This is a genomic window from Streptomyces sp. NPDC050085 (assembly GCF_044460595.1).
In the GTDB taxonomy this organism is placed as follows: Bacteria; Actinomycetota; Actinomycetes; order Streptomycetales; family Streptomycetaceae; genus Streptomyces.
In genome coordinates this window covers 1-10,699 of the sequence record NZ_JBITJZ010000025.1, presented here as the reverse complement: position 1 = coordinate 10,699, position 10,699 = coordinate 1, and the positions used below count along the sequence as shown (strand labels likewise).

Here is a 10,699-nt window from a genome sequence, read left to right as displayed (position 1 = left end):
TACCAGTGAGCGGGTCGTCACTCAGCTCTGGTCGAGCAGGGTCATGAGTTCGTCGTTGTAGAAGTCGTCGATGGAGCACGCACCCGACAGCGTCGAGAAGTACCGGTCGATCAACTCCTGGTGTCCGACCAGCTTCCGCAGCATCTCGACGCGTCCCTCGGGCTTGAGCTCGGCCACGTTGAGCGCGCCCTGGTAGTGGCTGAAGGCGTCCTCGCCCAGAGCGTCCTCGTACGCGCTCAGCGCGGACTCGAGCGCGGCGTCGTCGTGCAGGTCCTCGCCGATGTACTCGGTGAGCGTCTGGGCCTGCACGAAGGCCTCGGTGATGCCGCGGGCGGTGATGGAGTCCTTGTGGTTGACCGCGTCGCCGACCAGCACCCAGCCGGGTCCGTAGGCCTTGCGGAAGAAGTTCTCCTGGTGCCCGGTGCCGTACAGCTGCTCGACGCGCTCGCCGGACTGCATCCGCTCGTACAGCTCGGGCGCGGTGGAGCGGAAGGTCTCCAGGTAGAACGGCTCGACTCCCTTGCGGACGTGGTTGTACTCGTCCTGCGGGAAGTACGTCATCAGGAGGGTCAGGTCGTCGTTGGTGGGGATGACGCCGACCCAGCGTCCCGGGCGCTCGTACAGCTCGAAGTGCGAGGGGACCCCGGACCAGTAGCTGTAGTAGGTGCAGGTCTGGCGCGGGTGCTCGATGACGTTCGCGGCGCCGGCCTTGCGGGCGACCAGCGAGCGCATGCCGTCGGCGCCGACGACGAGCCGGGCCCGGTCCGTCGCCTCGGCGCCGCCGGGGGTGGTGTACCGCACGCCGACGACCCGGTCGCCCTCGAACTCCAGGCCGTTGACCGCGCAGGACTCGCGGAACTCGACACCGGCCTCCACGGCACCGGCCGCGAGGATCGGGTCGAGGACGAACCGCCGCGGCGCGTACGTGGTCCGCAGGCCGTCGATGGGCAGCGAGAAGCCGTCGATGCGGACGCCCGGCCCCTCGTAGCTCTGCCGGGTGATCGGCCGGCAGCCCGCGTCGCGGAGCTTGTCGAGCAGGCCCCAGCGGTTGAGCAGCGCCACGCCCTCCAGGTGGATGTAGTGCGAGGACAGCGTGTCCTGCGGGAAGCGCGCCTTCTCCAGGAGCAGGACGCGGTATCCCGCCCGGGCGAACAGCATGGCCGTGGGCGAGCCCGCACAGCGGGCGCCTATGACAATGACGTCGTACATATCGCCGCTCCAACCGGATTGTTTTTGAAGGCAATGCTGACCTGGCGGACTCGGCCGAGAATCTAGTAAGGCTCAAGTGCGGTATTTCTGCCACGTATTCGAAAGGCCGCTGCGCACCAATTCGATGCTAGCCACCAGGACCGGCCCGGGAAATACATTTGGAACCCGATCGACCCAGGACAGACCGATGCCGTGTTGTGTCCCGCCGGCGGGACACAACACGGCACCAAAATCTCGTCGTTATCGGGTCACGGCGCCCAGCGTCTCGATGTACGCGGAAATCGACGCCACCGTCGGGTTGAGGTACATCTGGTCCATCGGGACCTCGGCGCCCAACTCCTCGATGTAGGCGCCCTGGATCCTGGCCATGATCACTGACTGGCCGCCGAGGGCGAAGAAGTTGTCCTCGTCCCCGATGTCGTCCTGCTGGAGTTCCCGGCACCAGATGGTGCGCACCGCGTCGGCGGTCATGGCATTCGTCTCCCTTGTCGTCTACGCCGCAGTGACGCTGTCGGCGATCCGGTGCGTGTGCGCCTCGACCAGTGCCGCGCGGTCCACCTTTCCGTGCGGGCTCAGCGGGAGCCGCGGGACGGTGATGAACCGGGCCGGCACCATGTTCCGCGGCAGGTCCGCGAGCAGGTGCGTGCGCACGTCGTTCTCGTCGAGCCCGGCACCGGCCGGGACGAGGAACGCGGTGAGACCGGCCTCGCCCGCGTCGTCGTACGTGACCGCCACGGCGGCCTCGCGGACCACGTCGAGCCGGGCCAGCGCCCGCTCGATGTCGGTGGGATCGATGCGCATGCCGCGCACCTTCACCTGGGCGTCGATCCGGCCGAGGATGACGAGCTCGCCGGCCTCGGTCACATAGCCGCGGTCGCCCGTGCGGTACGCCCGGCGCGGCTCGCCGTCGACCTCGATCGTCGTGAACTTGGCGTTCTCGGGGCCCGAGTTGAGGTAGCCCGCGCCGACGCCCGCCCCGGAGATGCAGATCTCCCCCTGCTCCCCCGGTGCGACGTCGCGCAGGTCGGGGTCGAGGAGGTGGATGTCGGTGTTGTACGCCGGCCTGCCGACGGGCGCGACCTGCTGCTCGCCGGGCCGGTGCGCGGCGAGGTCGTAGGACGTCGCGACGTCCGTGCACTCGGCGACGCCGTACTGGTGCAGCAGCGTGCACGTGTTGCCCTCGCGCCGCGACCACTGCTCGATCCGCTCGAACTTCAGCGGCTCGCCGCCGAAGAGCATGTAGTCGAGCCGGGTCAGGGCGTCGCCGCCGCGGGCCGTCTCCCAGTCCACCAGCAGGTACAGCGTGCTGGAGGCGCAGTGGACGACGCGGATGTCGTGCTCGGTCAGCGTCCGGTAGGCCAGCATCGCGTCGAAGTTCCGGCTGGCCAGCAGGTGCTGGGTGGCGCCGCAGAACAGCGGTGTCATCAGGGCCCGTTGGGACAGGTCGAAGCCGAGGGCGCTGACGACCAGGTTGTTGGACCCGGCGTGCAGGCCGTACTCGAGCCGCAGCCAGTTCATGAGGTTGAACCAGCCCTCGTGGCGCACCGCGGTCAGCTTCGGGGTGCCGGTCGATCCGGAGGTGAAGACCGCGTAGCAGATGTCGTCCCCGGTGACGTCGGTCGCGGGGGCGGTGGCCGGGAAGCCCGACAAGTGGGGGGCGAGCTGCTGGAGGTCGATGACCTCGACGCTCGCCGACTCGACCAGGGGGGCCGTCGCCGGGGAGGCCACGATCAGGGCGAGGCCCGGCACCTGCCTCAGCAGCAGTTCGAGCCTGGCCTGCGGATAGGCCGGGTCGAACGGCACGTACGCCGCGCCCGCCTTCAGCGTGCCGAGGACCGCGACGAGCATGTCGATCGAGTAGTCGAGGCAGACCCCGACCTTCGCGCCGCGGCCGTGCCCGCACGTGATGAGGAACTGTGCGAACTGGTTGGCCTTGGCGTCCAGTTGTGCGTACGTCACCTGCGCTCCGGCGCAGACGACGGCGACGGCGTCGGGGTCGGCGCGCACCTGCGTCTCGAACTGCTTGTGGACGACGGGCGCCGATGGCAGGGCGACCCGCTTTCCCTGAAGGATCATCAACTGACTCCGATATGAGCAGGTGGCCGTGTCCGCGGTGCGCCGCCAGGTCCTGGGCCTAGGCGGAGCGCGGACCGGTGGCGTCGAGCACCTGGGTCACCCACTGTTCGACGGGCAGACCGTGCGCGGCGGCCGATTTCGAGTAGTAGTCCAGTTGGTCGGCCGACAGCTCGAGGGTGAGCGTGGCCGCCTGCGCCGGCTCGGTGGGCCGGGCCACCTCCTGCTGCCGGCCGGCGCCGCCCGGGGCGTCGTCGCCCGCGCCGTTCTGCTCGGACAGGCCGCTGCGGACCGCCTTGCGCAGTTCGTTGCGCGACCACTTGTGCTGCTCGGCCTTGCGCAGCCAGTAGTCCTGCTCCGGCGGGGACAGGCGGGTCACTTCCGCGTGGTGGGCGAAGCTGAGGCTGTCGCGCCTGCGGTGCCGCTCGAACCGGCGGGCCACCCATGCGTAGTTGCGCAGGGTCTGGTAGTCGAGACCGGTGCGCTCGATCGCCTCCCGGTAGCGCCGCCAGCCGTAGGCGGACTCGCCGAAGAGCAGCCAGTCGGCGAGCCACCACGCCGAGGAGTTCGTGAGTTCGCGCAGATTGGACCCGATCCGCTCCCAGGACCGCTCAGGCAGGTCCTTGGGGAAGATCATCGCCGTCTTCTGCACCGTCGCCCGCCGGCCCACCAGGGAGAGGACCACATCGCGCTGCGTGGGCTCGCTCCTGGTGGCCACCGGCGTCGGCCGGTGGCCGCCGGCGCTTCTCACCGATGTCCCCACAACCATCCTCTCCCCCGTCACCCCGGTCACCCCGGTCGCTCCGGTCGCTCCGGTCCGGCGGTCAGTCCGAGGCCATGGCCTCCTGCAGGCTCTTCGGCCGCATGTCGGTCCAGTTCTGCTCGACGTACTCCAGGCACGCGGACCTGGCCGCCTCGCCGAAGGCGACCCGCCAGCCGGCGGGGACGTCGGCGAACGCCGGCCACAGAGAGTGCTGCTCCTCGTCGTTGACCACGACGTAGAAGCGGCCGTCCTGGTCATCGAATGGGTTCGTGCTCAACTGCCACCGTCCTTAGCCGTCCCGAGGCCAGTCGGGATTGGAATTCGTCAGGGCATTTCTCATGGATCGGTGCGGGGTGCCGGACGGTGTCATCCGGTCGACAGGACACCCGGCATTCGCCGCGCCCCGTGAATGTTCACGAACTTAGGTCCGGAAGCCCATCATCACAAGGGTGGACAAACCCCGGTCACCCAGCGGCTTAACCAGAATTCGAGCGGAATTAGAGCTACGCCCCGCAGAACTCCGCTTCGAGTTCGGCGTCGAAGGCACCGATCGGCGACTGCATCGACCACCCCGAACCGTCGAGCCAGTCGCCGTTGACGTTGGTCGACAGCAGCCGGCGGCCGTCCCGGGTTCCGTAGGTGTACGTCCATGAGCCCTCGGTGCCGCCGAACTGGCCGTACACGGTGGTGCCGCAGGACAGGGTGGTCGAGGTGACGCCCGAGCCGTAGTTCATGTCCGGGATCCAGTTGGCGGTCGGCCGCATGGTGAACATCTCCTTCTGCTGGGCGGGCGGCAGCAGACGGCCGCGCAGCAGCGCGCTGAAGAACGTGTCGAGGTCACCGGTGGTGGAGATCATGTCGCCCGTGGCGAAGACCCAGCCCGGGTTCAGCTCGGTGACGTCGTACGAGGGCAGGCCCGCGCCGGCCAGGTTGAGGCGGGAGTACGCGCGGCCGTGCGGCCCCTCGATGCCCATCTCGTCGAGGACCGGCTGATACGTGCCGGTCAGGTGGAGCGGCTTGACGATCCGGGCGTCGATCTGGTCGGCGACGCTCTGCCCGGTGGCCTTCTCGATGATCAGGCCGGCGATCACGTAGTTGGTGTCGGAGTAGCCCCAGTCGGCGCCCGGCGCGAAGGCCGGCGGGTAGGCGACGGCGAGGCCGACCAGCTGCTCGGGGGTCATGCTGTCGAAGCGGTGCTCCAGGAAGGGGGTGCCGATGACGGCGTCCAGGACGGTGCTGGACAGGACGTAGTTGTAGATCCCGCTGGTCTGGTTGAGCAGTTGGCGGACGGTGATCCTGCTCGCGTCGTAGCCGTTGCCCTTGATGAGGCCCGGCAGCCACTTCTCCACCGAGTCGTTCAGGCCCACCTTGCGCTCGGCGACCAGCTGCAGCATCACGGTGGCCACGAAGCTCTGGGTGGTGCCGCCTATCCGGAACCGGTTCTGCGGCCGCTGCCGCTCGCCCGTGGTCCGGTCGGCCACCCCGGCGCGGCCGAACCAGCTGCCGTTGCCGTCGACGATCTGCGTGGTGGCCCCGGGCAGCGTGCCCTCGCTCACCGCCCGGTTCAGGACGGCCTGGACGCCGGCGTGGGCGCTCTGGTCGGTGGCTCTCGTCCTGTCGGGGGCGGCGCCCGCGGGTGCGGCCACCGCCATCGCCATGACCGTGCCGGCGGCGAGCAGCCCGGCGGCGGCGCGGATCGTGAGCTTCATGAGGTCCCCCTCGAGTGAAGTGCGGCCCGCTCCGTGGCGGGTTTCGGTCCGAAAAGGTTGCGGACGTCAACTGGAGCACGGCATGCATGGCACTGGAGGCGGTGGACCGGAACTCAAGAAGGAATGCGGAACGGGTCGCGAACCACTCGGGAACCACTGGAGCGGTACTGCCCGAATTCCCCTCGGAAGACGCTCCAAGAGGGATGAATTCTCGGTCTCAGCAGGGATTTCGTCCGCCCGCGCGCACAAAAGTCAAGGCAGTACGGCACAAGTCGTAATTCATGAGCGCTCCAGGTCGGCGTGGCACGCTCCCGCCTGTCCGCACGCGTACATGGAGGCCTGATGGCGATTTATGAACGGTCAGGAAACGGACAGAGCGGACCGGAGCGGACCGTGGTGCCGCAGCGCAGGCTTCCCGGGGAGCCGCCGCGGCCCGGTCAGGTGATGACCACGAAGGTCGGCCTGCGGATGCCGCCCGGCACTTCCTTCGACGAGTGGGAGCAGGCCGGGCGCCAGCTGTCCGGCATCGTCGACTCGTCCTGCTGGTGGCTCGGCGACTGGCTGGTCTACGGCAAGGGTCACTACGTGGACCGCTATCAGCACGGCATCAGGGCCGTCGGCCTGCAGTACCAGACGCTGCGCAACTACGCCTGGGTCTCCCGCCGGTTCACGTACGACCGGCGCCGCCCCGCGCTGACCTTCCAGCACCACGCGGAGCTCGCCTCACTGCCCCTGGACCAGCAGGAGTCGTGGCTCGACCGCGCGGAGCAGCTCGGGTGGACCACCAAGCAGCTGCGCCGGGCCATCCGCGCCGCGCGCGAGACCCCCGGCCAGAGCTGCGCGTCCGTCGAACCGATCCGCCGCATCGAACTGCCCGGCAGCCGGCTCCAGTGGTGGCACCAGGCCGCCGAGCGGCTCGGCGTCGACTTCGAGCAGTGGGTGACGGCGAGCCTGGACCGGGCGGCCGCGCACACCCTGGAGAACGTCACGGACCTGCCCGAACCCCGGCCCGGGCAGCCGGCCGCCATCAGCGCGTGAGGGCGCCGCTCACGGCAGCTTGCCGATCAGGTCGGCCGTCGCGCGCGCGTGGCTGCAGACGCTGGCGGCGAACGACTCCCGTACGCGCTCACGGACCTCGCCGGGCTGCTCCTGGCTGAGCTTGAACATCCCGTCGGACCCGGTCACCCGCACCCGGAAGGCACCCACCGCGGGGCCGATCTTGTGGAAGTAGCCGAGCGACTCCGTCATGTCCCAGCCGGTGCCGAAGTCCCGCTCGTAGGCCCGGACCGTGGCCTGCACGACGTCCAGCGTGTCGTCGATGGAGTCGAACTTCTCGACCACGCCCCTGATGTGCACGGCGGTGAAGTCCCAGGTCGGGGCGGCCGGGGTCACCTGGTACACGGTCGGTGACACATAGGAGTGCGGGCCGGTGAAGGTCAGCAGGACGGGGCCGCCGTCCTCGAGGGCCTTCCAGTGCGGGTTGCCCCGGTTCATGTGCGCCAGCAGACGGAGCCCCGACAGGTCGGCCGGCGGTTCGGCGACGTCCTGTGCCGGGTCGAGGATCACCGGCAGATGCGTGGCGAACGGAACGCCGTCAGGGTCGCCGTTGGACACGGCGAGTGCCAGTGGATTCCCCCGGATCACATCCATTTTCCAGGAACTGTGCGGCTCGCGATAGAAGCTCGGGACGAACATCCGGAATACACCCTCTCCGTGGTACGGCTCAAGACAGCCGTCCTGTCGCCCGGACAGCGAATGCCGTCCGCGAACCCGTCTTGAGTGAACCTGTTGCGATCCTTCCCCTCTTCTCATGCTGACGTCAAAGAGTTCTCCGGGGCAATGCCGAACACCCTCGTGCGGCCACGGGAGTTCCCGTTCCAGCCCCGTTCGAGCCGTACACAATTCACTTCCGAGCGGGGATGAACCACCATCGGAGAACAGGCGTCGGCCGACCTGTCCGGCGCCCTGTCCCGTCGACCGGACATCAAGGCGCGGTCGACCCGAACTCGAGCATTTTCACCGGTGATTGCGAGGTTTTCCGATGACCCCCAGTCCGCATTCGGCCCCGACCCTGGAGCGGCCGCCCGTCAGCGAGGCCCGGCCGTGGCCCGCCCACCACGAGGGCCGCACGGTCGTCATCAAGCTGGGCGGGCACGCGATGGTCGACGAGGAGCTGACCGCGGCCTTCGCCGCCGACGTCGCCCATCTGCGGCGCGCGGGGCTGCGGCCCGTGGTCGTCCACGGCGGCGGCCCGCAGATCGACGGCGAGCTCGAACGGCACGGCCTGGAAAGGGAGTTCAAGGCCGGGCTGCGCGTCACCTCGCCGCGCGCGATGGACGTCGTACGCATGGTGCTGGCCGGGAAGGTGCAGCGCGAGCTGGTCGGCCTGATCAACCGTCAGGGGCCGTTCGCCGTCGGGCTGACCGGCGAGGACGCGGACACCCTCGTCGCGACCCGGCTGACGCCGTGGCTCGACGGCGAACCGGTCGACATCGGGCGGGTCGGCACGATCACGCGGGTGGACACCACGCTCCTGAAGACCCTGCTGGACGCCGGCCGGATCCCGGTGGTGTCCTCCGTCGCCCGCAGCGCCGAGGACCACGACGTCTACAACATCAACGCCGACACGGCGGCGGCAGCGCTCGCGACCGCACTGGGCGCCGAGGAGCTCGTCATGCTGACGGACGTGCCCGGCCTGTACGCGGGCTGGCCGCACAGCGACGAGGTCATCCGGCGGCTCACGGCAGCCGAGTTGGACAAGCTGCTGCCGGAGCTGAGCCACGGCATGATCCCCAAGATGACCGGCTGCCTGCAGGCCGTGCGCGGCGGCGTGGGCGTGGCCCGCGTGATCGACGGGCGGGTCCGGCACTCGATGCTCCTCGAGATGTTCACCGAGGACGGGGTCGGCACGGCGATCGTGCCGGACGAGGAGACACCCTGTACGGCGAAGTCCGCCGCGTAGGAGGGGAGTTGGCGACACGCCCGCCCTCGTCAGGGTCACGGCAGGCGGGCGCGCGCAGGGAGGAATTGAGCGCGTCCCACGGTAGGAGGGGCCCCGGGCCAAGTGCCGTGTGCCGTACGGAATTCCGAGTTCGTCTGCAGTGATCCTCAAGCCAGGTCGTCGCGGGTCACCCGGCGGTGCGCGGTGCGCCAGGCGCCGCGGTCGGGGACCAGGACGTCCTCCATGACGTACACGTACAGGACCTTGGCACCGCCGCCGACCGGCGTGCAGTAGGCCAGGGCCGAGCAGCGGGTGAGCAGCGAACCGTCCGTACGGGGCTTCACGTCGAGCAGGCCGACCCAGTGGTCGAGGCGGCCGCCTGCCTGCCGCTGCCGTACCGCGCCGGCCCGCACATGGCGCGCGAGCGCCTCCCGCGCGGGCAACGGCCCGGGCAGGGAGGGCAGTTCGAGGAGGCCGTCCTCGGTGAAGGTGTCGGCCCACAGCGCGGTGTCGTGCGCGTCCAGGATCCGCATCTGGTGCGCGTAGAACTGCTGCACCTGCGCGTACAGGGCGGCGAACTCATGGCTGCGCAGGGAGCGTTCGGCGGCGCTCACCAGCTCTACGGTCATGTCCCGGCCTCCGTCCGTGCCTCCAGGCAGTCCCGACCTGGTACGGACAGTCTTTGCGGCACAGCTCGAGGTTCTTTCAAATGTTCCTCAAGCGGCCGGGGCCACGCTGGGCCCTGACCGCCGGGCCGTGCACACCCCCGTCCGGACCGGCCGCCGGCCACCGCCGACCCCGTGCTCACATCACGGGGCGACGGTGGCCGATCCTCGTCGTGGGCAGCAGGTGCCGCCCACGGCGCTCGTGCCGCCCGTGCCGCTCTACAGGGCGAGGGTGCAGCACTTGACGCTGCCGCCCGCCTTGAGCAGCTCGCCGAGCTCCACGCCGATCGGATGGAAGCCGCGGTCCTTCAGCTGCTCGATGAGCCCGGTGGCCGCCTGCGGCAGCAGCACGTTGAGCCCGTCGCAGAACGCGTTGAGGCCGAACACCGCCGCGTCCTCGTCCGAGGCCAGGATCGCGTCCGGGAACAGCTCCCGCAGCACCGCGCGGCTGCCCGGCGTGAACGCGGCCGGGTAGTACATGATCTCGGTCGGCGAGAGCACCGCGAGGGCGGTGTCCAGGTGGTAGAAGTTCGGGTTGATCAGCGTCAGACCGGTCACCGGCAGCCCGAAGAACTCCTGTGCCTCGGCGTGCGAGCGCGGGTCGGTGCGGAATCCGGTGCCCGCGAGGAGCCGCCGCCCCACCCGCAGGTAGTCGCCCTCACCCTCGTTGATGTGCTCCGGCCACAGGACGTCGCGGTACCCGTTGGCCTCGAACCAGTCGAGGTACGCGGGCCCTTCCGCCGTACGCTCACGGTGCCGGAACCGCGCGCCGAACACCTTGCCGTCGACCACGGTGGCACCGTTGGCGGCGAACACCATGTCCGGCAGCCCCTCGAGGGGCTCGATCACTTCGACGGTGTGCCCGAGCGACTCGTACAGCTTGCGCAGTTCCTCCCACTGGCGCAGGGAGGTCGCGGTGTCCGTCGGCTTCTGCGGATCCATCCACGGGTTGATGCTGTACGTGACGTCGAAGTACTGCGGGCGGCACATCAACAGGCGGCGCGGAACGGCCTTGCGTACCGCCTGGACAGCCCATTCCTCTTCGGCGACGGGGTTCGCGAGCATGGTGGGTCCTCCTTGTGAGAGTGGGAGTGCGCGTGCGAGCCCGGCGCGCCAAGGGTGTGCGCGCCGGGCTCGGACGGGTCAGCCTGCGACGGTCCAGGTGTCGCCGCCGGCGAGGAGCGCGGCGAGGTCGCCCTTGCCGTATCGCTCGACGGCGGTGTCGAGTTGGTCGGACATGAGGCTGTCGTAGATGGGCCGCTCGACGCTGCGCAGGACCCCGATGGGGGTGTGGTGCAGGGTGTCGGGGTCGGCGAGGCGCGACAGCGCGAAGGCCGTC

At 69.7% G+C, this 10,699-nt stretch carries 11 protein-coding genes and 1 pseudogene; 2 read left to right on the top strand and 10 right to left on the bottom strand.

What is annotated here, in order from left to right:
- Positions 1 to 21 precede the first annotated feature (21 nt).
- The 6 genes from ACIBUY_RS41270 to ACIBUY_RS41245 all read right to left on the bottom strand — a co-directional run bounded on the left by ACIBUY_RS41270 (position 22) and on the right by ACIBUY_RS41245 (position 5,754).
- Positions 22 to 1,209, bottom strand: a complete 1,188-nt coding sequence (locus ACIBUY_RS41270) for an NAD(P)/FAD-dependent oxidoreductase (protein WP_365578356.1) — start codon at positions 1,207 to 1,209, stop codon at positions 22 to 24.
- Positions 1,210 to 1,449: 240 nt separating this feature from the next.
- The gene (locus ACIBUY_RS41265) at positions 1,450 to 1,680 is read right to left on the bottom strand and encodes an acyl carrier protein (protein WP_365580715.1); all 231 of its coding nucleotides are present in this window, start codon (positions 1,678 to 1,680) and stop codon (positions 1,450 to 1,452) included.
- A gap of 21 nt (positions 1,681 to 1,701) precedes the next feature.
- On the bottom strand, positions 1,702 to 3,285 hold the full coding sequence (locus ACIBUY_RS41260; RefSeq protein WP_399155426.1) for an amino acid adenylation domain-containing protein: 1,584 nt from the start codon (positions 3,283 to 3,285) through the stop codon (positions 1,702 to 1,704).
- Between the two features lie 58 nt (positions 3,286 to 3,343).
- Positions 3,344 to 4,033 carry an LmbU family transcriptional regulator gene (locus ACIBUY_RS41255; RefSeq protein WP_399155425.1) on the bottom strand — a complete coding sequence of 230 codons (690 nt, stop codon included), beginning with the start codon at positions 4,031 to 4,033 and terminating at the stop codon, positions 3,344 to 3,346.
- A 73-nt stretch (positions 4,034 to 4,106) separates the two neighbouring features.
- Positions 4,107 to 4,322, bottom strand: a complete 216-nt coding sequence (locus ACIBUY_RS41250) for an MbtH family protein (protein WP_365580724.1) — start codon at positions 4,320 to 4,322, stop codon at positions 4,107 to 4,109.
- A 226-nt stretch (positions 4,323 to 4,548) separates the two neighbouring features.
- On the bottom strand, positions 4,549 to 5,754 hold the full coding sequence (locus ACIBUY_RS41245) for a serine hydrolase domain-containing protein (RefSeq protein ID WP_399155424.1): 1,206 nt from the start codon (positions 5,752 to 5,754) through the stop codon (positions 4,549 to 4,551).
- 342 nt (positions 5,755 to 6,096) lie between these two features.
- On the opposite strand from ACIBUY_RS41245, the gene ACIBUY_RS41240 reads away from it, so the two are divergent.
- Complete coding sequence (locus ACIBUY_RS41240; protein ID WP_365580728.1) at positions 6,097 to 6,792, top strand: LmbU family transcriptional regulator; 696 nt, start codon at positions 6,097 to 6,099, stop codon at positions 6,790 to 6,792.
- Positions 6,793 to 6,801: 9 nt separating this feature from the next.
- On the opposite strand, the gene ACIBUY_RS41235 is transcribed toward ACIBUY_RS41240, so the two are convergent.
- On the bottom strand, positions 6,802 to 7,449 hold the full coding sequence (locus tag ACIBUY_RS41235; RefSeq protein ID WP_365580731.1) for an FMN-binding negative transcriptional regulator: 648 nt from the start codon (positions 7,447 to 7,449) through the stop codon (positions 6,802 to 6,804).
- A 346-nt stretch (positions 7,450 to 7,795) separates the two neighbouring features.
- Here ACIBUY_RS41235 and argB point away from each other — a divergent pair, with 346 nt between their 5' ends.
- Positions 7,796 to 8,716, top strand: coding sequence for an acetylglutamate kinase (gene argB, locus ACIBUY_RS41230; RefSeq protein WP_365580733.1), 921 nt, complete (start codon positions 7,796 to 7,798; stop codon positions 8,714 to 8,716).
- A gap of 146 nt (positions 8,717 to 8,862) precedes the next feature.
- Here argB and ACIBUY_RS41225 read toward each other — a convergent pair whose 3' ends face one another.
- The 3 genes and pseudogenes from ACIBUY_RS41225 to ACIBUY_RS41215 all read right to left on the bottom strand — a co-directional run.
- Positions 8,863 to 9,324, bottom strand: a complete 462-nt coding sequence (locus ACIBUY_RS41225) for a nuclear transport factor 2 family protein (protein ID WP_399155423.1) — start codon at positions 9,322 to 9,324, stop codon at positions 8,863 to 8,865.
- 255 nt (positions 9,325 to 9,579) lie between these two features.
- Complete coding sequence (ddaH, locus tag ACIBUY_RS41220) at positions 9,580 to 10,425, bottom strand: dimethylargininase (RefSeq protein WP_365580737.1); 846 nt, start codon at positions 10,423 to 10,425, stop codon at positions 9,580 to 9,582.
- 78 nt (positions 10,426 to 10,503) lie between these two features.
- Positions 10,504 to 10,699 (bottom strand): annotated as a pseudogene (locus tag ACIBUY_RS41215) (2-oxoacid:ferredoxin oxidoreductase subunit beta); the annotation flags it as partial.

Bases quoted from the DNA above. Each gene is read 5' to 3' on its own strand.
- ACIBUY_RS41225 (WP_399155423.1), bottom strand. From the start codon at position 9,324: ATGACCGTAGAGCTGGTGAGCGCCGCCGAACGCTCCCTGCGCAGCCAT.
- ACIBUY_RS41265 (WP_365580715.1), bottom strand. From the start codon at position 1,680: ATGACCGCCGACGCGGTGCGCACCATCTGGTGCCGGGAACTCCAGCAG.
- argB (WP_365580733.1), top strand. From the start codon at position 7,796: ATGACCCCCAGTCCGCATTCGGCCCCGACCCTGGAGCGGCCGCCCGTC.
- ACIBUY_RS41235 (WP_365580731.1), bottom strand. From the start codon at position 7,449: ATGTTCGTCCCGAGCTTCTATCGCGAGCCGCACAGTTCCTGGAAAATG.
- ACIBUY_RS41260 (WP_399155426.1), bottom strand. From the start codon at position 3,285: ATGATCCTTCAGGGAAAGCGGGTCGCCCTGCCATCGGCGCCCGTCGTC.
- ACIBUY_RS41270 (WP_365578356.1), bottom strand. From the start codon at position 1,209: ATGTACGACGTCATTGTCATAGGCGCCCGCTGTGCGGGCTCGCCCACG.
- ddaH (WP_365580737.1), bottom strand. From the start codon at position 10,425: ATGCTCGCGAACCCCGTCGCCGAAGAGGAATGGGCTGTCCAGGCGGTA.
- ACIBUY_RS41240 (WP_365580728.1), top strand. From the start codon at position 6,097: ATGGCGATTTATGAACGGTCAGGAAACGGACAGAGCGGACCGGAGCGG.
- ACIBUY_RS41245 (WP_399155424.1), bottom strand. From the start codon at position 5,754: ATGAAGCTCACGATCCGCGCCGCCGCCGGGCTGCTCGCCGCCGGCACG.